Annotated in this window: 17 protein-coding genes and 1 pseudogene; 13 read left to right on the forward strand and 5 right to left on the reverse strand. The window is 59.6% G+C overall.

From position 1 onward, the window contains the following. Positions 1-24: 24 nt before the first annotated feature. From G442_RS22065 to G442_RS0111710, 4 genes and pseudogenes are all read right to left on the reverse strand, one after another. Positions 25-1,416: pseudogene (locus tag G442_RS22065) on the reverse strand (NAD-dependent succinate-semialdehyde dehydrogenase). A 47-nt stretch (positions 1,417-1,463) separates the two neighbouring features. Continuing rightward, positions 1,464-2,879 carry an NAD(P)(+) transhydrogenase (Re/Si-specific) subunit beta gene (locus tag G442_RS0111700; RefSeq protein ID WP_026398143.1) on the reverse strand — a complete coding sequence of 472 codons (1,416 nt, stop codon included), beginning with the start codon at positions 2,877-2,879 and terminating at the stop codon, positions 1,464-1,466. A 1-nt stretch (position 2,880) separates the two neighbouring features. Further along, positions 2,881-3,189, reverse strand: a complete 309-nt coding sequence (locus tag G442_RS0111705) for an NAD(P) transhydrogenase subunit alpha (RefSeq protein WP_026398144.1) — start codon at positions 3,187-3,189, stop codon at positions 2,881-2,883. After that, positions 3,186-4,340 carry an NAD(P) transhydrogenase subunit alpha gene (locus tag G442_RS0111710; RefSeq protein WP_026398145.1) on the reverse strand — a complete coding sequence of 385 codons (1,155 nt, stop codon included), beginning with the start codon at positions 4,338-4,340 and terminating at the stop codon, positions 3,186-3,188. Before G442_RS0111710 ends, G442_RS0111705 begins: the two co-directional genes overlap by 4 nt. Positions 4,341-4,851: 511 nt before the next feature. Here G442_RS0111710 and arfB point away from each other — a divergent pair. The 9 genes from arfB (at position 4,852) to G442_RS23975 (ending at position 14,140) form a co-directional block, all read left to right on the forward strand. Then, positions 4,852-5,274, forward strand: a complete 423-nt coding sequence (gene arfB / locus G442_RS0111715) for an alternative ribosome rescue aminoacyl-tRNA hydrolase ArfB (protein WP_026398146.1) — start codon at positions 4,852-4,854, stop codon at positions 5,272-5,274. Positions 5,275-5,712: 438 nt separating this feature from the next. Continuing rightward, complete coding sequence (locus G442_RS0111720; RefSeq protein WP_026398147.1) at positions 5,713-8,214, forward strand: TonB-dependent receptor plug domain-containing protein; 2,502 nt, start codon at positions 5,713-5,715, stop codon at positions 8,212-8,214. Positions 8,215-8,234: 20 nt separating this feature from the next. Further along, positions 8,235-9,500 (forward strand): MFS transporter, encoded by a 1,266-nt coding sequence (locus G442_RS0111725; protein WP_371863414.1) that lies wholly within the window; start codon positions 8,235-8,237, stop codon positions 9,498-9,500. Continuing rightward, positions 9,497-10,138, forward strand: a complete 642-nt coding sequence (pxpB, locus tag G442_RS0111730; protein WP_026398149.1) for a 5-oxoprolinase subunit PxpB — start codon at positions 9,497-9,499, stop codon at positions 10,136-10,138. Before G442_RS0111725 ends, pxpB begins: the two co-directional genes overlap by 4 nt. After that, positions 10,135-11,106: a 5-oxoprolinase subunit C family protein gene (locus tag G442_RS0111735; protein ID WP_026398150.1), complete on the forward strand. Its 972-nt coding sequence runs from the start codon at positions 10,135-10,137 to the stop codon at positions 11,104-11,106. Before pxpB ends, G442_RS0111735 begins: the two co-directional genes overlap by 4 nt. 25 nt (positions 11,107-11,131) lie before the next feature. Continuing rightward, positions 11,132-11,896 (forward strand): LamB/YcsF family protein, encoded by a 765-nt coding sequence (locus tag G442_RS0111740; protein ID WP_026398151.1) that lies wholly within the window; start codon positions 11,132-11,134, stop codon positions 11,894-11,896. An 18-nt stretch (positions 11,897-11,914) separates the two neighbouring features. Then, a complete protein-coding gene (locus tag G442_RS0111745; RefSeq protein WP_026398152.1) occupies positions 11,915-12,361 on the forward strand; it encodes an acetyl-CoA carboxylase biotin carboxyl carrier protein in 447 nt (148 codons plus the stop codon). Beyond that, the gene (gene accC / locus G442_RS0111750) at positions 12,354-13,709 is read left to right on the forward strand and encodes an acetyl-CoA carboxylase biotin carboxylase subunit (protein WP_026398153.1); all 1,356 of its coding nucleotides are present in this window, start codon (positions 12,354-12,356) and stop codon (positions 13,707-13,709) included. The genes G442_RS0111745 and accC overlap by 8 nt, the downstream gene beginning before the upstream one ends. Continuing rightward, positions 13,706-14,140 (forward strand): dihydrolipoyllysine-residue succinyltransferase component of 2-oxoglutarate dehydrogenase complex, encoded by a 435-nt coding sequence (locus G442_RS23975; RefSeq protein ID WP_051292236.1) that lies wholly within the window; start codon positions 13,706-13,708, stop codon positions 14,138-14,140. The genes accC and G442_RS23975 overlap by 4 nt, the downstream gene beginning before the upstream one ends. Positions 14,141-14,157: 17 nt before the next feature. On the opposite strand, the gene G442_RS0111760 is transcribed toward G442_RS23975, so the two are convergent. Continuing rightward, positions 14,158-14,736 (reverse strand): winged helix DNA-binding protein, encoded by a 579-nt coding sequence (locus G442_RS0111760; protein ID WP_246789424.1) that lies wholly within the window; start codon positions 14,734-14,736, stop codon positions 14,158-14,160. Between the two features lie 81 nt (positions 14,737-14,817). On the opposite strand from G442_RS0111760, the gene G442_RS0111765 reads away from it, so the two are divergent. The 4 genes from G442_RS0111765 (at position 14,818) to G442_RS0111780 (ending at position 20,989) form a co-directional block, all read left to right on the forward strand. Next, a complete protein-coding gene (locus G442_RS0111765; RefSeq protein ID WP_026398155.1) occupies positions 14,818-16,911 on the forward strand; it encodes a hydantoinase/oxoprolinase family protein in 2,094 nt (697 codons plus the stop codon). Continuing rightward, on the forward strand, positions 16,908-18,503 hold the full coding sequence (locus G442_RS22075) for a hydantoinase B/oxoprolinase family protein (RefSeq protein ID WP_051292237.1): 1,596 nt from the start codon (positions 16,908-16,910) through the stop codon (positions 18,501-18,503). The genes G442_RS0111765 and G442_RS22075 overlap by 4 nt, the downstream gene beginning before the upstream one ends. A 43-nt stretch (positions 18,504-18,546) precedes the next feature. Continuing rightward, the gene (locus G442_RS0111775; RefSeq protein ID WP_026398156.1) at positions 18,547-19,497 is read left to right on the forward strand and encodes a hydroxyacid dehydrogenase; all 951 of its coding nucleotides are present in this window, start codon (positions 18,547-18,549) and stop codon (positions 19,495-19,497) included. A gap of 109 nt (positions 19,498-19,606) precedes the next feature. Beyond that, a complete protein-coding gene (locus G442_RS0111780; RefSeq protein ID WP_026398157.1) occupies positions 19,607-20,989 on the forward strand; it encodes an MFS transporter in 1,383 nt (460 codons plus the stop codon). Positions 20,990-21,233 lie beyond the last annotated feature (244 nt).

Consider the following 21,233-nt stretch of genomic DNA (forward strand, 5'->3'; position numbering starts at 1 on the left):
CGGCGGGTGTGATCGTCCACAAGATCAGAAGCGCGCGTCGATATCGACGACGTCTATCAATTTGTGGTTTACAAACTCCTTGAGTCTCAGACCAAGGAGTTCACGGCCGTAACCGGAACGTCGCACGCCCCCAAATGGCAGGTCCGCCTCAACCTTCGTCGGGTGGTTTACAAACACCATGCCCGTCGAAATCCGCTTCGCCACGTCTACGCCATGCTTCGCATCGGCCGTAAAGACGGAGCCACCCAGCCCATAGGGCGAATCGTTGGCGATCCGGATGGCGTCCTCCTCGTCCTTCGCGCGGAACACCATGGAGACCGGTCCAAAGAATTCCCAGTACCGGGCGGGATTATCCTCGCCAAGATCTGTCAGGATCGTAGGCTGCACGAAAGCGCCGCGGGCAGGCACAGGCGGCCCGATCTCCTCTGCCTTCGCGCCATGACTGATTGCCTGACGAATCTGCTCCTTGATATCATCTGCGGCTTTTTTCGAAGAGAGCGGCGCAAGAGTCCTGTGCGGATCAAAGGGGTCTCCCGCGACGAGATTCGCTACCCCCCTCCGATACCCCTCAAGGAAGGCGTCATACACCGCATCGACGACAATCATCCGCTTGGAAGAGACGCAGACCTGCCCGCCATTCCAGTGGCGGCCTAAAACCGCCCAGTCTACGGTTTTCTTCAGATCCGCATCAGCAAGAACCACAAAGGCGTCCGCACCGCCAAGCTCCATCGTCGATTTCTTGAGAGCCTTGCCCGCTTCGGCCGCAACCACGGACCCAGCCGCCTCCGATCTGGTCAACGCTACGCCGTGCATGCGTGGATCGTTGATAATGAAGTTGATCTGCTCTCGGGTTGCATAGAGGTTTTTGAATCCGCCATCAGGCAATCCAGAATCCGCCATCAGTTTCTCGAACGCCGCAGCGCTCTGCGGAACGTTCGATGCGTGCTTGAGAATAAGCGTGTTTCCGGCGGAAAGCTGGGGCGCAAGAATGCGGGCGATTTGATAATAGGGGAAATTCCAGGGTTCGATCGCAAGCAGAACGCCCAGAGGCTCGTGAACCAGCATCGCGTCGCCTTCGGCGGGGTCAAGCACCGACAGTTTTTCAGGTTTCAGCAACGTCGCGGCATTACGTGCGTAATACTCGAAAATTCTTGCCGACAGATCAACTTCGGCTTTCGCTTCGGCAATAAGCTTTCCCATCTCCAGAGTCAGAAGCTTCGCATAGGCGTCACCATCGCGGCGCAAGAGATCGGCGGCGGACTGGAGAACACGGGCGCGTTCGGCGAAGGAAATTTCTCGCTATTGCAGGAAGGCCGCATGCGCCTTTTCCAAAGCGCCGCGAACCTCCGCGTCGGTCGCGTCCGGGAACGTCGCCAAAGTTTCTCCAGTGTAAGGATTGACGGTCGCATAAGTCATTCGAATGCTCCTTATCCTAAACGAAGGTTCGACGCTTCAAGTTTTGGTCAGGCCCCGAGATCCTTCACGGACTGTACCATCTGCGTGAGCACGGCCTGGGCGTCGCCATAAACCATGCTGCAATTCTGCCGGTAAAAAAGTGTGTTCTCGACACCGGAGTAGCCTTTTCCCTGCCCACGTTTTATGACGTAGACTTGGTGCGCCTGATCGGCGTTGAGAATAGGCATGCCATAGATCGGCGAGGATTTGTCGGTTCTCGCCGAAGGATTGACGACGTCATTCGCGCCGATGACCAACGCGACGTCGGTATTGACGAAATCCGCGTTGATATCGTCCATATCGAAGATAATGTCATACGGAACGCCCGCCTCGGCCAGCAGCACGTTCATGTGTCCCGGCATGCGGCCTGCGACGGGATGAATCGCGAACTTCACGTCCACGCCTGCGGCCTGAAGCAGTTTTACGAATTCGTAGAGCTTTTGCTGGGCCTGCGCCACGGCCAGCCCGTATCCGGGAATGATGATGACGCTCGAGGCGTAACGCATGTTGATGGCCGCGTCGGAAGCGTCGGCGGACTTCATTTCCCCTTTCACGTCCGCCGCGCCTGCGCCCGATAGGTCTCCGAAATTCGAGAAAAGCACGTTGGAGAGCGAACGGTTCATCGCCTTGGCCATCAACGCCGTGAGCAACGTTCCCGCCGATCCGACAACCATGCCCGCAATCATCAGCGCGGGATTCTGCAACGCGAACCCTTCAAGACCGACAGCAAGGCCGGTGAAGGCATTATATAGCGAAATGACGACTGGCATATCCGCACCGCCGATCGGCAACGTCATCATAACGCCGAACACCAGTGCGCCGAAGAAAAACAGGATGGCGAGAGAAAGGCCGCTCGGCACGCCATGGAAGATGACCACACCGACGCCGAGCAACGCCGTCGCGGCGAAAATCACGCCGTTGACGATCCTCTGACCGCCGAACCGCCAGGGGTGGTTGATCTTTCCGTCGAGTTTGGCCCAGGCGATGACCGAGCCGGTCAGCGACACCGAACCGATCAGCGCGCCAATGACGGTCACACCCAAAATGAGAGGCGAACCGCCTGCGTCGCCGGACAGTGCGACAGCGGCGATCGACGCCGCCGCGCCGCCGCCCATGCCGTTATACAACGCCACCATCTGTGGCATCGCGGTCATCGCAACTTTACCGCCCTTCCACCACGCCCATCCGGCGCCAACGGCGAGCGCCACGAGCGCAAGCGCTACATTCACGCCAAGCCGGTCATTCCCGGCATGCATCAGGTCGAACACGACGAGGAAGCTGGCGGCGACCGCCGCCACCATGCCGACGCCCGCCACGACGATGCCGGAAAGGGCCGTGACCGGAGAAGACATCCTCTTCAGACCGAAAATAAATAGACCAGCGGCGAGAAGGCCACTCAGCCCCATAAGATGCTGCACGTACATATCAGCCGCCCTTTCGGTCGCTCGTCTTGAACATGGCGAGCATTCTGTCGGTGACGACATATCCGCCCGCTGCGTTCGCCGCGCCGAGCGCCACGCCGAGAAACCCGACGACCTGACCGAACAAGCCGGTCGCAGTGAGAAGCGCATGAAGCGCGCCGACGACCACGATGCCGTGGATAAAATTCGACCCCGACATCAACGGCGTATGCAGGATCGAGGGAACGCGGCTGATGACCTCATAGCCAGTAAACGCCGCCAGCATGAAGATGTAGAGCGCGATCAGCCACGTCATGGAACTATCGATGATCATCCCGCAGCCTTTTCGTTGGTTGAAGCATACGTCTCGACGGCCTTACGGACCGCCTCGTTGCGAATCTCTCCATTGTGGGAGACTGCGGTTGCGGCGATCACCTCGTCACTGAAATCAAGTTTTATCGCGCCATTTTTTACGATTGACGCCAAAAGATTGAGAATATTCTTGGCGTAAAGCTCGCTTGCGTGCTCGGAGAGCGCAGAAGGCACGTCGAGCGGGCCGACGATCGTCACCGGACCGGCCCGCACAGTCTCGCCCGGTTTCGTTCCCTCGCAGTTGCCCCCTCCTTCCGCGCCGAGGTCGACAATCACGGCGCCCGGTTTCATAGCCGCCACCTGATCGGCGGAAATCAACACAGGCGCCCGTCTGCCAGGAACGGCCGCCGTCGTTATGATCATGTCCGCATCGGCGATATGCTGCGAAAGAACCCCGCGTACATGGTTTTTTTCGTCCGCCGTAAACTCGCGCGCATATCCGCCCTCTCCGCGTGCGTCGACGCCGGTATCCACGAACTTCGCGCCGAGCGACTGCGCCTGTTCGGCGGTTTCCGGCCGAACGTCATAACCTTCCGTGATGGCGCCAAGCCGATGCGCCGTGGCGAGCGCCGAAAGCCCGGCGACGCCAAGCCCCATCACCAGAACCTTGGCCGCCCGCAAGGACCCGACCGCCGTCGTCATCATCGGCAGAATGCGCGGCATGTTCACGGCGCCAAGAAGCGGCGCGTAGTAGCCAGTCAGCGCCGCCTGACTTGACAGGGCGTCCATGGACTGCGCGCGGCTGATGCGCGGGATCAACTCCATCGCAAGCGCCGTAATCTTCCGATCGCGCAGCGCCTCGACAAGCGTGGGGTTCGCCGCTCCGTACAGGAAGGAGACCAGAAGCGCTCCTGCTTTCATCGCCTCGACCGCTTCGATTGCGGGCGGCTGGACGGCGAGCACGACGTCAGCATCAGACACCAGCGCGCCAACGCCGCTGGAGAAAGACACATCCTTGTAGACGCCATCAGCGAACGTCGCCCCAAGCCCTGCGTCTTTCTCCAGCGATATCGACGCCCCAAGACGCGCCAGCCGGGGAACGACTGCTGGCGTCATGGCCACCCGCCTTTCACCGGGCCTTGTTTCCTTGAGGACCGATATTTTGATCGTCATGACCGACTCCGTAGGGACAGCGCCTCACCATTGTCATGGGGTCGCCTGATGGGGTTAGCTTTCCCCCCGCCGTCGTCGCATTGATCAAGATCAAACAAATTCAAGGCGACGCCTGATACGTTGCCGACCTGCGTTATATTCTTCCGGGACTTTCCTGTCGCGCCTGTTCGCCGCGCGCGCCGGGTCGCCGGGAAGTCAAGCTGCGCGAACTTGCTTTCCGAGCATAAGGTCCGCCACGTTCCTGATTACGGAGCATCGTAGTGACCACGGGCAGGTCAACTGATCGCTTTTTACGCGAACGTCTCGCTCGGGGCAGAATCCCCTTGCGTATTCGAGATTTTACAATGAACTTTCAGTATCTAAGGCAAAAACAACCTTCATCGATACGGTCATGATCGACGGTGTCCCGAACTAAGAAACACCCCTGATGCTCGGTTTCGTATAGAGGCAGGTTAGCCACTGTGTGCCGGCCGGGCGCGCTTCCGACGAAAAACGTGCTATACGAACCCGCATGGCGATCATGATCCTTCCCGGACTGTCCCTGGCTGAATCCGAGCTGGAGGTCAGCTACATCCTTGCGTCGGGCCCCGGCGGGCAGAACGTCAACAAGGTGGCGACTGCGGCTCAGCTGCGTTTTGACGCAGCCCTCTCTCCGTCCCTGCCAGAGCGCGTGCGCGCCCGCCTGCTGGAGATTGCCGGAAGCCGCGTCACGCGCAACGGAGTGATCATCATAACCGCCCGGCGCTTTCGCACGCAGCAGCGCAACCGCGAGGACGCGATCGAACGGTTGGCTGAACTGATCCGCGAAGCCGCGCACAGGCCCGCTTTCCGCGTGGCCACCCGACCTGGCCGCGCCGCCCGGCAGCGCAGACTGGACGGCAAGGCTCATCGGGCTGGCATCAAGCGCAACCGGAGCGCACGCAGCGACGATTAGCCGCTCGGTTGGGGAACCTAACGCCCAGCAGACCATGAATCGACCAGCGTTCGTCGTAATTTTTTCTATATTTCAAATATAATTTTCGAACTCACAGATTCGCCTGACGCAAGGCTCGCAAGGCGTGAGAGCGCCATCAGCCGAGTGCACGGCCCTTCTGGTCCCGCCACCGAGCGTACCCTTGCGACCGCATTCGGCCGAGATCCTGCAGCCTCCGCTCGTCCGACCAATTATCGCGTGATTAGGCAGCAGGATACGGCTTGCGACTTCGCGCTCCTCATCATACCGACCACTCGCACATAACACTACACGGCGGCCTCCAGTTCGATATCGAGACATTTATGTTGCGAAACCGAATCGTGTGTGATTTACATATATTATGAACACGTAATCACATGAGATGCCGCGCTACAGGCCTCCAGAGCACAAGGTCGATAGATGACTCGTCTCATCGGTTTAAAATCAGCCCTCCTTTGCGGTATCGCTCTCGTAATCCCTACACTCACCTATGCCGCGTCAAGCGCCACACCGTCGAAGCATGTCGCGCACAGGCGCGCCGTGTCGCCGTCGCCCGCCTCAACCACCGTTCCTGCGGCGGACAGTCGCCCGCATATCGCGGCCCGCTCCCAGCGCAGCGCCATCCGCGCCAATGCGTCTCCTGAACAAATCGACGTCGCAGGGCGTGCAATCGGCACCTCCGTCCTGTCTCCGTCAACGCCAGTACACAGCACCACCCAGGTTACGGTGATCTCTGGCGCGCAATTGCTCAGCACCGGTCAGACCAACGTTATGAGCGCGCTGGCGCAGGCCTCGGCTGCGATCACGGCTCCGCCACAACCCGGCGTCGGCAACAACGCGTTCGTGCAGACCATGCAGCTTCGCGGCCAATCCGCTGACGACACGCTGATTCTGGTCAATGGCCACCGTCGTCATCTCGGCGCCAATTTCAACGCGAACGCCGGTCCCAACTGGGGCACCGAACCCGCCGACATATCGCTGATTCCCATTTCCGCGATCGATCATATTGAAGTCATAACCGAAGGCGCATCCGCCCTGTACGGCGCAGACGCAATCGCTGGCGCAGTCAATATCGTCCTGAAAAACCGAGATCACGACGGATCGGTCAACTTCCAGAACAGCGGCTTCTACGCTGGCGACGGACAGGCCGTGAACGGATACGCCGACTACGGCATGAAGCTGGGAAGACAGGGCGGGTATCTCGATCTTGCCGCCCAGGTGACGCATCAACAACCCAGCAACCGAAGCGGGGATTTCGTCGGGCAACTTTACCCCACAGGCGATTCACGCAACGAGACGGCAAGTCGTGACGTCAATCGCATGCTCGGCGTTCCAAAGTCTACGATGGAAACGCTTAGCGAAAACATGGAAATTCCTCTCGCGCATAACGTAAATCTCTACAGCACCAGCACGTTCGGTCACCGTCGCGTCAATGTCGCAGAGACCTATCGCAGCGCCGCCAACAGCCTGACGAACAGCACTCTCTGGCCAAATGGCGCCATTCCTTACATCGCGATGGACCAGTACGACTTTGAAACCGACAACGGGATCAAGGCTCACGCGCTGGGCTTCTCCTGGGACGCTTACGTCAACTACGGACGTGACGATCAGGCGTATTCAACTATTCACAGTAACAACGTCTCTCTCGGTGACAGCAGCCCACGCAATTTTTATGACGGAAAAGCCATTACGTCCGAATTATCAGCCGGTGTGCGCGGTTCGCGCGAATTCCAGACGTCATGGTTGCCCAAACCGATTGGCCTGCGACTCGGCGGTGAATATCGCCGCGATACATTCCAGATGACCGAGGGCGAGAGAGACTCCTGGTACGGTCTTGGCGCAACCGATCATGGCGGAAACATACCCGCAGCCGCAACAAACCGCAGTCGTGATATTTACGAGGGCAATGTCAATCTCGATTTTTTTGTCACGAAGAATTGGGAATGGACAATTGGCGGACGGGCCACAAGCTACTCTCATCTGGCGACAGTCGAAACCGGCAGTATCGGCACGCGCTATAATTTCAACCGCAACTGGGCGATCCGCGCGAGCGTCAACAACGGCTATCGTCCGCCAACTCTTGGTCAGACCTATTATTTCTACAACGCACCCTTCGCCACCTACTCCGTAGATCAGTTGCCGAACAGCAGCGCCGCAGCGCAAGCTCTTGGCGCAGGCAAGATCAAAGGGGAGTACTCTCGCAGCTACAGCGTCGGTCTGGATGCAACGCCGTTGGAGAACTGGCATTTCACGGGAAACCTTTACTATATCGCGATCAATGACCGCCTCGCCAGCACGACCACGCTTGGCGGGACGGAGGTGGCGGATATTCTCGCATCGTCAGGACTGCAGAACGTCACGTACGCGTCATACTACACAAACCCGATAAACACGCAGACTTACGGCGGAGACATCAGCACCGACTACACGCTGCACACGCAGCGGGCAGGCACGTTCAAATTCGCCTTCACTTTCAATTATTCCGACAACGAGGTCCGGAGCTACAACAAGACCCCCGCTGTGCTCGCGCAGTACGGTCTCAGCAGTTACAATAAATACGCCGAACAAATGCTGTTGCATTCGGCTCCGAAAAACAGGGAAAGCCTCTCACTGAACTGGAATCGCGGACGATGGGGCGTCTTCGTGCAAGAGCAGCGTTATGGTTCGACGCTGTTTTTGGCGAGCCCGACAGCAGCCGGCGTTACGCAACGCCCGGCTTTCCTGACCAACCTTGAAGTGTCGTACAAGATTCTGCCGCAGTGGAGTCTGGCGATCGGCGCCAACAATCTTGGGAACAAATATCCGACCCGCATCCCGAAATCCATCTCGGGACCATTGTTCGGCGCTTACAAGTACTCTTATTACTCGCCTTATGGTTTCAATGGCGGCATGTATTACGTCAGGACGAATTTCTCGTTCTGACCGTCCTCACATAACGCGAGGTGCCTGCATTGCCGTCTTCATACACGTCCGGGGCGGACGCTTCACGTCGGCTCCGTTTCACGATCTACGCATTGACGATCATCATGTGCGTCATATGCTATGGTGATCGTGCGGCCCTCTCGGTCGCCATGCCTCGCGTGGCGAAGGAATTCGGCCTTTCTCCAAGTGAAACTGGCTGGGTGCTGTCCAGTTTTTTATGGTCGTATTTCTTTCTGAACTTACCCAGCGCCATAACGCTCGACCGAGTCGGCACGCGTCTTGTGGGCGCCGCGGCCGTGACATTGTGGTCTCTCGCCATGATTTTCGGCAGCATAGCGACAACGGTTCCCGCGTTTATCGCGACACGCATTTTGCTCGGAGTGGGGGAATCTCCTACTTTCGCTCTCGGCAATAAGGTCATGCGGTATTGGGCACGCCCCGGCGAACGGGGATTGATGATGACGGCCTTTATCTGCGGCATTCCTATTGGTTTGGCGACCGGAGCAGTCGCCAGCGCCTGGCTGGTGGAAACATTCGGTTGGCGGTCAACATTTTCAATCCTTGGTGCACTCGGCCTTATGTGGTCATTGGCATGGCTCTGGATATATCCCTCCAAATCCGCATTGCAGATGAGTGATACGCGAGATGCGTTCGCGTTAATTTCAATCCCGACCTTGTTTCGATCTCGCGATTTCTGGGGCATAGTAATTCCGCAATGCTGCGGAAATTACGCCAATTTTCTTCTAATGTCATGGCTACCGACGATTCTGCGCGACACGTTTCATCTCTCGCTTATGCAGTCGGGACTATACACGGCCTACTGCTACCTCGGCGCCACCATGCTGTCCCTGGCTCTTGGCAAGCTCGGCGAACGTTCGGTCCGAAACACCGAAGCGGCGACCGGAACCCGGCGCCATGCCGTAAGCTTTTTTCTGGCGATGGCCTCCATGCTTGGCGCATTCCCACTCTGTCACTCTCCACTTGCGGCCACCGCTTTGCTGATCGTCGCCATCGCTTGTGTGACAGCGGGCACCGGAGCCAACATGGCGCTTTTGGCCGATCTCCTCGTAGAGCGCGGCAGCCTTGGTTCGGTGACCGGATTGACCTTGACATTCAGCAATGGGCTTGGGATCGCAGCGCCAGTCCTCACGGGTTATCTTCTTCAGGCTACCGGTAACTTCCATGCTGTTTTCTATATTGCTGCCTTCATCATTCTTGTCGGCTCGGTTGCCGTGTTTCTGATGCCGCGTCGCCATATTCACGCGCACAGAGCCATTACGTCATGATCCGCATCAGCAGTGCGGGAGCGGGCGCCCTGTTACTCGACGCCGCGCGCGGCGCATTCAACGACAGCGTGCAGGAACGCATCTGGGCGGTCGCGCGACGCATGGCTGCTCTGCCGGAAATTCTTCAGGCCGTGCCGGGCGTGAATAACCTCCTGATCGTCTTCGACACTATTCAATATGATCCGGCTATACTCGAACATAGCCTGCGAGCGGTTTGGGAAGACACGTTGGTCGACGCCTCACCGGCTCGCGAAATCGTGCTGCCCGTGACTTACGGTGGAACGTTCGGAGAGGATATACCGGTCGTAGCGCGTTTTGCAGGCTTGACTGAGGAAGAAGTCATTGCGGCTCACGTCTCGGGCGAATACCGCGTAGCCGCGATCGGAGCGATGCCGGGCTTTGCATACCTGACGGGTCTCGACCCACGCCTCGCGATACCCAGACGAGCGTCGCCGCGCGTCAGTGTCGAGCAAGGCGCGGTTTCCATCGGCGGCGGGCAGGCTGGCGTCATGCCATGCACGTCGCCGACAGGGTGGCATATTCTCGGCAAAACCGAGGAAATTCTCTTCGACGCGCAGCGCGTCGAACCGTGCCTGTTTCGACTGGGTGATCGCGTAAAGTTCAGGAGAGTCGGATGATCGAAGTCCTGACGGGCTCTCCGCTCAACACCATCCAGGATCTCGGCCGCCCCCGAACGATGACGCTCGGTGTGTCCCGGGGAGGGGCCATGGACTCCGCAGCCTTGAAACTGGGCAATCTGCTGCTCGGCAACGATATCGATACGGCAGGAATCGAAGTCGTCTTCTTTCCGTTCAAAATTCGCTTTCATGCCGATCAGGCATTCGCGGTAACAGGCGCCCGCGGGGTCGCTCGTCTCGATGACGAGCCTTTGCCTCCCGATTGGGCCGCAAAGGCTCGGGCGGGGCAGATCCTGACTCTGCACGCTCCGGCCAACGGCGCGCGAAGTTATGTGACATTTGCCGGGGGGCTTGATGTTCCGGTTGTTCTGGGATCCCGATCGACGGACATGAAGGGGGGGTTTGGAGGATATCAGGGGCGAGCGTTGGAAGCCGGAACACGGCTGGCCGCGTTTCCCTCTGACGCAAAGGACATGCCATCCAGTGGGTATGGGCTGGCGCATCCGTGCGACCTCCCTGAGAACGTGGCTGAGGTTCGTTGCCTGCCTGCCGCCGAATTCGATGCGTTCACTGATGATTCACAGGCGCTGTTCTTTGAGCAACTATGGACGGTCACAAGGACAGCAAACCGCCTTGGCTATCGGCTGGAGAGCGAGACGCCATTGAGCCTGCGCTCCCCGCTGGAGTTGTTGTCGCACGGAATCGTCCCCGGAACGGTTCAGGTCCCTTCCGCCGGAATGCCCATTGTCCAGATGGCCGACGCCAACACATGCGGCGGTTACCCCAAGATCGCAAATGTGATCGAGCCGGACCTGCGCCTTCTGGCCCAAACCCAGACTGGTCGGCAGATACGTTTTATCCGTGTCGAACTGGATGAGGCGGTTGCAGCTATTCGGGCGGAAGCCGTCCGAATGCATGAGCTTGGTCTCGCGTTGCAATCTGCACGCACGACGCTCCTCGCCCGATAATGCGTTTCAAGAAGGACTTTGCGGAATGCCCGATCTGACTGTCGACCTGAACGCCGATCTTGGTGAAAGTTTTGGTCATTACACTATCGGAAGCGATTCCGACATGTTGGACATCGTAACATCGGCCAACGTCGCCTGCGGGTTCCATGGCGGCGATCCCGAGGTGATGGCGGCCACGTTCGCCATGGCGCGCGAAAAGGGCGTCTCCGTCGGCGCCCACCCCGGTTTTCCAGATCTGTGGGGTTTCGGACGACGCGTCATGCCGTTCAACCCGAGCGAAATTGAACGTATCATCGCCTATCAACTTGGGGCCGCTCAAGCTCTGGCCGCTTATGCCGGGCACAAAATTACCTATCTGAAAACGCATGGAGCCCTCGGCAACTTGACCGAACGGGACGAATCCGTCGCAACAGCGGTCGCCAACGCAGTTCGTAGCGTGGATCCAACGTTGCCGATCATGGCCATCGCGCTGAGTCATCTCGAGCGGATCGGGCGGGAACGCGGTATGACCGTATTCTCGGAAATTTTTGCGGACCGCGCGTATACGGAAGATGGCCATCTGGTGTCACGCAAGGAAGCTGACGCCGTTCTTCACGATGCTGATTTCGCCGCGGAGCGCGCGGTCCGCATGATTTCCAACGGCGCCATCGAAACCCGCTCCGGCGCGATGCTGCCAGCGCAGATCGACACGATTTGCGTGCATGGCGACAACGCTCATTCTGTCGATGTGGCCCGAAAAGTGCGCACCCACCTTGAAGCGGCGGGAATATCCGTAAAAGCAAGAACATAAATGGAAGAAACGACGTCGATGACGATCGATTTAAATCGCGCTGAAGCCCTGATGGAGCGTATGCAAAGGCTGGGCGTGGCGGAACTGGAAGTCGGATACGCCGGAGAGCGCTACCGCATCGTTCGTCAGCCGGTCGCATCAGGCGTTGCTTCCGTCGCACCCCAGACTGGACGCGTATCTTCGCCTGTTTCTACAAAAACGTCAGCAGGCGGACCCTCGACGCGTATCGTGTCATCGTCCATGCATGGCGTCTTCTACCGAGCCGCAGGACCAGGGCAGCCCGCTTTCGTCGACGTTGGCGCAGCAGTGCAAGAAGGGCAGACGCTCTACATTCTCGAAGTCATGAAAACTCTTTCTCGGGTCGGGGCCGAGTTCCCGTGCAAGATCGTCGAAATCATAGCCGAAGACGGACAAGCCGTAGAACCCGGCGCTCCACTGTTTGCAGTGGAGACCGTTGATGCCTGATATCAGGACGGTCCTCATCGCCAATCGGGGCGAGATCGCGTTGCGCATCGTGCGCGCATGCAAGCTTCTCGGACTGCGCACAGTGGGCGTTTATTCCGAGGCCGACTCCGGATTGGCGCATTTGAGACTGGTTGATCACGCCATCTGCATCGGCCCTGCAGCAGCTACGAATAGTTATCTTGACGGCGAGCGCATACTCCGCGCAGCGGCCTTGACGACAACGGACGCCATTCATCCTGGTTATGGTTTCCTTTCTGAAAATGCTGATTTTGCCGAAGCCGTCGAACGGGCAGGACTAATACTGATTGGTCCTGCCTCATCGGTCATGCGCCTTATGGGCGACAAGATCAGCGCCCGGCGCGCCATGAAGGCCAACGGCGTTCCTTGTCTGCCCGGCTCTGATGCCGCGCTACCTCTCGATCCCGACGAAATCCGAACGATATGCGATGCGATCGGATATCCGCTCATCGTAAAGGCGGCTGGCGGCGGCGGCGGAAGGGGCATGCGTGTCGTCATGAAAGCTGATGAATTGCTGGACGCCGTTGAGAGCGCTCGCAAAGAGGCAGCTCTCGCATTTGGAAATCCTGATGTTTATGTAGAACGGTTTTTACGTGAACCGCGTCATGTGGAAATCCAGATACTCGCGGACGCTCACGGAAATGCGGTGTGGCTGGGCGCTCGTGACTGCTCTGTGCAGAGGCGGCATCAGAAGTTGATTGAAGAGGCGCCTCCGCCGGGCATCCCTGAACATCGGATTTCAGATCTTGGCCTGGCTTGCGCCAACGCTGCCGCCCGCATTGGGTACACGGGCGCAGGTACGTTCGAGTTTCTTTATGAAGACGGGAATTTCAACTTTATCGAGATGAATACGCGCCTGCAGGTCGAACATCCGGTGACGGAGATGACGTCCGGCGTGGACATCGTGCGTGAGCAAATCATGATCGCGACCGGCGCGTCTCTGTCCTTCACACAGGCAGATGTCAGAACCAACGGTCACGCGCTGGAATGTCGTATCAACGCGGAAGATCCGGAAACTTTCATGCCTGCGCCGGGAACCATAAAAAAATGGCGCGCGCCTGGCGGTCCCGGTGTCCGGGTGGATACCCATATCCACGACGGATATACCATCCCGCCACATTATGATTCTCTGATCGCCAAACTCATCGTCCATGGTTCCGACCGTAACGACGCGATTCGCCGAATGTCGACAGCTCTTGAAGAGTTGCAAATCGACGGCGTTCCGACGACTGCGTCGCGACACAAGCGTCTTCTGGACGATCCGGATTTTCGAGCTGGCGTCTTTACCGTTCATACCCTCGACCGACGCCGCACGAGAGAGCAGCCATGAGCCAACGTGAACACGAGACCGGAGATCCGATCGCGGGCGATTTTCTTGAAAACCTGGTCGCAGCCATGCGCCGCCATAGCGCAGGCGTATTCGAATTTGAAAATGACGACACGTTCCTGTCCGTCGTGCTGGAGGCCGAAAGTCCTGATATTTCACCGAATACGAGGCCTCATACGGACGACGCTCCTTCGGAAGCCGAATTGGACATTGTTGTAAAAAGTCCAGAACTTGGACTCTTTACAGGCGCAGGAAAGAGCATTGGGGATTCCGTTTTGCGAGATGATGTGATCGGCTTCGTGTGTATCGGACCATTGCGGCTTGCGATCCGGGCGCCCACGGATGGACTCATCACCAGGGAACTTGCCCGTGACGGTACGCCGATAGGATATCAGGAAGCAGTTTTCAGCATCCGACCCGTGATCGCGTCATGACGGGCCGGAGATCAAGGTTAGAGGGACGACACGGACCTCGACGCCTGCTCATAAAATCCATTGAGAATGCGCAGCGCCTTCGCGACCTCCGCTATGACCGTACCGCCGACCCGACGATCATCCGGAACCAGTTCCAGCAGGCAAACGTTTCGAAGGCGGGCGTATTCCGCACAGTACCCGGCGCCTGCGGCCGACGTCCGGACAAAAACCTCCTTGCCCTGCTTGCGTCGTTCGATCAACCCGCGTGCGTCGAGCTTCTTCATCGCGTAATTCAGATAATGCCGTTCGGAAATATTCAGCGCGAACATCAGGTCTGGAATACTCTTTTCCTTCGCACGATGGTTGACGTGATGCAGGATCAACGTCTCGATCGCCGACAAATCCGGCAAACCCGCCGCCGCCATGCAGCGAACGATCCAATGCTGAAAGGCATTATTGGCGACCGTCAGAGAAAATTCGAATTCGCTCAGGTCCTCGCTCCCCGGCGTCGCAAGATGCGAGGACGAGACAATGAACGGCCGCCTCTCCGGCTCTCGGGCGTTCGCGCCTCCACCCATTTCGCCAGTTTCCCCTTCTTTCCGCCCCCGTAAAGCCATCGCTTACCCCCTCCAGCTTCCTGCGCGCCGTAGCGCATGCCCCGAGCGAGCTTAACATCTTTCAGGACATCGACGAACATCATGACCGACAGGACCGCCATTCGCCTCGCCGTTGATATCGGCGGCACATTCACCGACGTTGTGCTCGACACTCCAGAGGGGCGCTATACGCGCAAGGTGCTGACAACGCCGTCTGCTCCCGAAGAAGGCGTGATGAGTGGCGCTGCGTTGGCGTTGCAGGACGCCCGAACAAGCCTGTCGGATGTCGACGAATTCGTTCACGGCACAACGCTTGCGACAAACGCGATTATCGAAAGACGGGGCGCCAAAACTGCCCTTATCGGCACGGAGGGATTTCGTGACGTGATCGAAATCGGCACGGAGAGTCGTTTCAATCAATATGACCTGATGCTTCGAAAGCCTGCGCCGCTTGTCCCCCGCGCCCTGCGCTTCACGGCGCCAGAGCGCATGGACGCTCGTGGACAAATAAGAAAACCTCTTGATGAGGGCGAATTGCTCAGGACCGCCGACGAACTTCGGAAGATCGGGATCGAAAGCGTCGCCATCGCTTTCCTCCACTCTTACGCCAACCACTCGCACGAAACGCGTGCGCGCGATATCCTCTCGACAGCTCTTCCTCATGCCACCATATCGATTTCCAGCGAAGTTTGCCCGGAAGTTCGCGAGTACGAGCGCACCTCCACGACGGTCGCCAATGCTTATGTGCAACCTTTGATGGCGGGCTATCTGGGCCGTCTGCGCAACGGCTTGTCCCGAGACGGTTTTAAAGGTGCGCTCTATCTCGTCACGTCGAGCGGGGCGCTGACCTCCCTTGAGACCGCCAGTCAGTTTCCCGTGCGTCTGGTGGAGTCCGGCCCGGCGGGTGGCGCGATCTTTGCCGCGCAATGCGCGCAGAAGATGAGCGACAGTCACGTGCTGTCCTTCGATATGGGCGGCACGACGGCCAAGGTCTGCCTTGTCGAACATTTTCGCCCGACCTCGTCACGTACATTTGAGGTCGATCGCACGACGCGGTTTATGAAGGGGTCAGGCCTGCCCTTGCGTATTCCCGTCATTGAAATGGTCGAAATCGGGGCGGGCGGCGGCTCCATCGCACATCTCGACGCGATGAAACGGATAACGGTCGGACCGGAAAGCGCGTCATCAGTTCCCGGGCCCGCATGCTACGGCCTCGGCGGCGTGCGGCCCGCCGTCACAGACGCCGACATCGCGCTTGGCCTGCTGCGCCCGGAAGGTTTCGCGGGAGGCAGCATGACGTTGCGCCCCGAACTCGCGAAGCAGGCGCTGCTCTCGGATATCGGCGAACCGCTTGGCCTGACAGCTGAAATGGCGGCCCACGCGGTTTACGAGATGGTGTGCGAAAACATGGCCAGCGCCGCGCGCGTTCACGCCGTGGAGCGAGGCGTCGCCATCGCAGAACACACGATGATCGCCTTTGGCGGCGCAGCCCCCCTCCACGCCGCGCGGGTAGCGGAGAAGCTGGGCGTGCGGCGTCTGGTGATCCCGTCCAACGCAGGCGTTGGTTCGGCTGTCGGCTTCCTCGCTGCGCCTCTGGCGTTCGAAATAGTCCGTTCGCACCCTATGCGTATTGACGATAGCTTCAATGCGGCGGCCATTTCCGCACTGCTTGGCGGCATGGCGGATTCCATCATGGATGTGTTGACGCAGGACTCTCGCCGGGACGCTCTTCGCGTCGAGCGCAACGCCTTCATGCGCTATGTCGGGCAGGGACACGAGATCACGGTACGCTTGCCGAACGATGAAGCCGGATTGTCAGACGTCGCTGCCCTCCGTGCTGCGTTCGAGCAGGATTATGCGCGCCAGTTCTCACGCGCCATTCCGGGAGCTGCTGTCGAGGTGATGAATTGGTCCGTCACTATTTCGGCGCCTGTAGCGACGCCGGAGCCTTATGCGCCCACGCCACTGCTACAACAGACCCAACCCGACGAACGCTGTGATTTCTTCTCCGGCGACATCGGCGCAATCGTTGACCTGCCGGTTTATTATCGCAAGACCATGCGATCCGGCAGCGCCCTGAACGGTCCTGCGCTGATCCGTGAAGATGAAACCACAACCTACGTATCCGCCCGGTATGACGCGCATATCGACGGCAGCGGCAACATTGTCCTGACCATGAAAGACTCTGCGGCATGACGACGAACGCCCCCCACACCGACGCGCCGACGAACGCGCAACAGGAAATCCGTTTCCAGATCATGTGGAACCGTTTGATTTCCGTCGTTGGAGAACAGGCGCGCATCCTGATTCGCACCGCCTTCAGCCCGATCGTGCGCGAGTGCGAGGACATTTCCGCAGGCGTCTTCGATACGCAGGGCCGCATGGTGGCGCAGGCCGTCACTGGCACGCCGGGCCACGTGAACTCCATGGCGGAATCGGTCGGCCATTTTCTGCGTCATTTTCCTGTCGAGACAATGAAGGAAGGTGACGCGTACATCACCAACGATCCGTGGATGGGCACCGGACATCTGAACGACTTCGTCATCACTACGCCGGCCTTCTATCGTGGAAAACTGGTGGCGCTGTTTTCATGCACAGGCCACCTGATGGACATCGGCGGTTTGGGCAATGGCCCCGACGCCACCGATGTGTTTATGGAAGGCCTGTCGATCCCCATGCTCAAGTTGGTCGATCAGGGCGTGGTGAACGAGACGTTGATGGCCATGATCCGCGCCAACACGCGCCTGCCGGTGGATACGGAAGGCGATACCTATTCTCTGGTCGCCTGCAACGAAGCGGGCGCTGTCGCACTGCGCGATATGATGGATGAGTTCGATATCGATACGATCGAGCCGTTGGCGAACTATATCATTGATCGCTCCCGTCAGGCCGTCCTCGAAAAAATCGCCGCCCTGCCGAAAGGGCGCTGGTCACATGCCATGACGGTGGATGGCTATGACGCGCCACTCGAACTGAAAGCGACGCTGACCGTCGCAGAGGACGGAGTGAGCGTCTCCTACGACGGCTCTCCCGCCGCCGTCACGCGCGGGATCAACGTGCCGTTGGCCTACACGAAGGCGTACACTGTCTTCGGCCTCGCCTGCGCCATCTCGCCCGATGTGCCGAATAACGCCGGCTCGCTTGCGCCCTATCGCGTGGACGCGCCTGCGGGATCGGTTCTGAACGCGCTGCGTCCCGCCCCGGTCTCGTCTCGGCACATCATCGGGCAGATGTTGCCCGACATGGTGTTTGGCTGCCTGCGCACGCCCTTGCCGGATCGCGTCCCCGCCGAAGGCACGTCCTGTCTGTGGAATATTGCCGTGCGGGGAGTCTGGGCTCCTGATGGCGATTCGAAACCCAGAGCTTTCGCTCTGGCGATCACCACCAATGGCGGCACTGGCGCGCGGCCGGGTCTGGACGGCCTGTCGGCTACGGCGTTTCCGTCCGGCGTCCACGGTACTCCTGTCGAGATCGCTGAAAACCAATGTCCGCTGATTTTCTGGAAGAAAGAACTGCGCGACGGCAGCGGCGGAGCGGGCCTTACCCGCGGAGGCGACGGGCAGATCATGGAGATCGGTACGACAAACGATGCATCGTTCGAACTCCTTGCCGCTTTTGATCGCGTAAAATATCCGCCACGTGGCGCTCTGGGCGGGAGCAACGGCGCGGCGGGCATCGTAAAAACCTCAAAAGGGCGGTCGTTGCCATCGAAAGGGCTGCATGTCATCGCATCGGATGAGCGGCTGCATTTGCTGACGCCCGGCGGCGGAGGCTTGGGCGCGCCCTGAACGCCGCCTCCCATCCTTACTGCAGATCCGGACACCAATTTTTATGCCGACGTGTTTTATTACCCAGCCTATCGCTGAAAAGGCGGTCGATTTTCTGCGTAGCCAGGAAATCGAGGTTCGCTTCGCATCCAGCATGACGATGGACGCCGTCATAGCGGAAGTAGGTTCGTCCGAAGCCCTCATCACGCGCGATCTGGGATTCAGCGCGGAAGCTTTGGCCGCCGCTCCGGCGCTGCGCGTCGTCGCCTGCCATGGCTCCGGCACAAACCGGATCGCCGTGGCCGCCGCCAAGGCTCGCGGTGTCACGGTGACGCGCGCGCCCGGCACAAACAGTCGGTCGGTCGCCGAACTGACGATTGGGCTCATGCTCGCCGTGGCCCGCCGTATCGGCGAGGCCGACCAAGCCGTGCGCGCAAATGACTGGGCGTTTCGCTATCGCGCTGGCGGCATGGAGCTGTATGGGAAGACCCTGGGTCTGGTCGGGTTCGGCGCCATCGCCCGCGAAGTCGCCCGGATCGCCGCCAACGGCTTCGGCATGAAAGTGCTGGCATGGTCGCCGAGCGTGCCAGCGGAGGTCTTCGCAGAGCATGGAGTGACGCCTGCGTCGGACATGCCCGCCCTGCTGAACGCGTCAGACGTCATCTCCCTGCATCGTCCCGCCGAACGACCGGGCGATGCCTCCCCGGTCATCACGGAAGAGACGACCGGCTTCCTGCGCCCCGGATCGATACTGCTGAACAGCAGCCGTGGCGCAGCGGTGGACCATCAGGCTCTGCTGTCGGCGATCGCATCGGGGCGTTTGGCGGGAGCCGGGCTTGACGTCTTGCAGCAGGAGCCGCCAAGGTCCGACGATCCTCTTCTTCAGTGTGAGCGGATCGTGTTCTCCCCGCATATCGGCGCGGCGACGGAGGAAGCCCTTCTGCGGACCGCCATGATGTGCGCCCATCAGGTTATCGACGTGTTCTCAGGGCGCATCCCGCCGCACGCGTTGTGATGGCGTTTTTTGGACTTAGCCTTCCCGTCATGCCAGTCGCGCTCCTTCTGCAGATATCTCTTCCCCCCCACGGGAGCATGAGCCCCGCAGATGCTCAGGAGCCGTCATCATGACGAGCCCCTCTGCTCCCGGGCCGGGCCTTTACGGTCTCGCGCGGGTCTCGGCCATGACCGCCGTCGCGCTCGGCCTGCTTCTCGCAGTTCTCGATTACTCGGTGGCGAACGTGGCGTTGCCCACGATCGGTCACGATCTGCATGTCGCGCCGTCGGACTCAATCTGGGTGGTCAATGCGTACCAGTTCGCCTCCCTTGTCGCGCTGCTGCCTTTCGCCGCCCTAGGGTCACGCGTGGGATTCGCGCGCATGTGCCGCATCGGCACCGCCATCTTTATTGTCGCGTCGATTCTGTGCGCGCTGTCGCACACGCTTGTTGAAATTTCCTTGGCGCGCGTTCTGCAAGGATTGGGCAGCGCCTGCATTCTGAGCGTCAACCTGGCGCTTGTCCGGTTCATTTACCCACCTGCCGAACTGGGCAAGGGCATCGGCCTCAACGGTCTGGTGATCGGAGTGGGGGTGGCGCTCGGTCCGAGCATCGGCGCCGCAGTTTTGAGCGTAACAAGCTGGCCCTGGATATTCTGGCTGAACGTGCCCCTTGGCGGCGCCGCGTTGGCCCTGGCGTCCTTTACTCTTCCCCAGACCCCGCGTTCTTCTGCGCCTTATGATGCGCCGCACGCGCTGCTGTCTGTTCTCGCTCTGGGAGGCATCGCTCTGGGGCTGGACGAATTTGCCCATGGCCATCTGGGCCTTACGGGATTCGGACCGCTCCTGCTCGGGGCGCTTGCGATCGGCATATTGTGGAGCAGGCAGCATGACCGCCCGGATCCAATCTTTCCGGCTGATCTTCTGAAACACGGACCATTTCGCACAGCCTTTCTGGTCGGCGTGATGGGGTTTCTGACCTCCAACCTGTTCATGATTTCAATCCCGTTCACTCTGGAAGCCGTTTTTGCAAAGAGCGCGTCCCTGACGGGCCTGCTGATCACCGCATGGCCGATCGGCGTCACGATCGCTTCGCCCGTCTCGGGCAGATTGGCGGACAGACTGCCCGTGGGGCTTGTCTCCTCCCTCGGCCTGCTGCTGACGGGCGTCGGGTTCTTTGCTCTGTGCTGCCTGCCGCCAACGGCGCCAAATTTGGTGATCGCCGCCACGATTCTGATCGCGGGAACCGGCTTTGGGATATTCCAGCCGCCGAACAATCGCGCGATGATGGCTTCCGCGAGGACAGGCCGCGAAGGCGGGGCCAGCGGCATGGTGTCTCTTTCGCGTCTGAGCGGGCAAACACTGGGGGCCACGTCCGTCGCCTGCCTGTTCATGTATCTACCGACACGGGCGTCGATGCTCTGCCTGGCTTTGGCTTCATCATGCGCTCTGATCACCGCGACGGTCAGTGGCAGTCGCCTGTTGAACCGTCGCCCGAAGAGACCGCTTCTCTGACGGCGCCTCGTTGGGATGCTTGCACAAGCAACCGGGCGGACAGTCTCGATGATGAAGCCAAAGTCGATTTCGATAGGGACCTGCTAAAAGCAGGCTCCATATTTAAGCTTGCCTACGTAAATGTTGCGCCACAACCGAATGGCATTGACAGCGTTCTCGTCAGTTGCGGAATCTCGCACCGCAGACACTTAACGAGCCGCGTGATTGCGAAATCGGACTTACCGGCACTCATCGACACAGAGTG

The sequence above is a fragment of the Acetobacter nitrogenifigens DSM 23921 = NBRC 105050 genome, assembly GCF_000429165.1.
GTDB lineage: Bacteria > Pseudomonadota > Alphaproteobacteria > Acetobacterales > Acetobacteraceae > Acetobacter > Acetobacter nitrogenifigens.

What these genes read in the sequence shown, in the direction of transcription:
- G442_RS0111700 (WP_026398143.1), bottom strand. Translation starts at nt 2,879, where the DNA reads ATGTACGTGCAGCATCTTATGGGGCTGAGTGGCCTTCTCGCCGCTGGT.
- G442_RS0111705 (WP_026398144.1), bottom strand. Translation starts at nt 3,189, where the DNA reads ATGATCATCGATAGTTCCATGACGTGGCTGATCGCGCTCTACATCTTC.
- G442_RS0111710 (WP_026398145.1), bottom strand. Translation starts at nt 4,340, where the DNA reads ATGACGATCAAAATATCGGTCCTCAAGGAAACAAGGCCCGGTGAAAGG.
- arfB (WP_026398146.1), top strand. Translation starts at nt 4,852, where the DNA reads ATGGCGATCATGATCCTTCCCGGACTGTCCCTGGCTGAATCCGAGCTG.
- G442_RS0111720 (WP_026398147.1), top strand. Translation starts at nt 5,713, where the DNA reads ATGACTCGTCTCATCGGTTTAAAATCAGCCCTCCTTTGCGGTATCGCT.
- pxpB (WP_026398149.1), top strand. Translation starts at nt 9,497, where the DNA reads ATGATCCGCATCAGCAGTGCGGGAGCGGGCGCCCTGTTACTCGACGCC.
- G442_RS0111735 (WP_026398150.1), top strand. Translation starts at nt 10,135, where the DNA reads ATGATCGAAGTCCTGACGGGCTCTCCGCTCAACACCATCCAGGATCTC.
- G442_RS0111740 (WP_026398151.1), top strand. Translation starts at nt 11,132, where the DNA reads ATGCCCGATCTGACTGTCGACCTGAACGCCGATCTTGGTGAAAGTTTT.
- G442_RS0111745 (WP_026398152.1), top strand. Translation starts at nt 11,915, where the DNA reads ATGACGATCGATTTAAATCGCGCTGAAGCCCTGATGGAGCGTATGCAA.
- accC (WP_026398153.1), top strand. Translation starts at nt 12,354, where the DNA reads ATGCCTGATATCAGGACGGTCCTCATCGCCAATCGGGGCGAGATCGCG.
- G442_RS23975 (WP_051292236.1), top strand. Translation starts at nt 13,706, where the DNA reads ATGAGCCAACGTGAACACGAGACCGGAGATCCGATCGCGGGCGATTTT.
- G442_RS0111760 (WP_246789424.1), bottom strand. Translation starts at nt 14,736, where the DNA reads ATGGCTTTACGGGGGCGGAAAGAAGGGGAAACTGGCGAAATGGGTGGA.
- G442_RS0111765 (WP_026398155.1), top strand. Translation starts at nt 14,818, where the DNA reads ATGACCGACAGGACCGCCATTCGCCTCGCCGTTGATATCGGCGGCACA.
- G442_RS22075 (WP_051292237.1), top strand. Translation starts at nt 16,908, where the DNA reads ATGACGACGAACGCCCCCCACACCGACGCGCCGACGAACGCGCAACAG.
- G442_RS0111775 (WP_026398156.1), top strand. Translation starts at nt 18,547, where the DNA reads ATGCCGACGTGTTTTATTACCCAGCCTATCGCTGAAAAGGCGGTCGAT.
- G442_RS0111780 (WP_026398157.1), top strand. Translation starts at nt 19,607, where the DNA reads ATGACGAGCCCCTCTGCTCCCGGGCCGGGCCTTTACGGTCTCGCGCGG.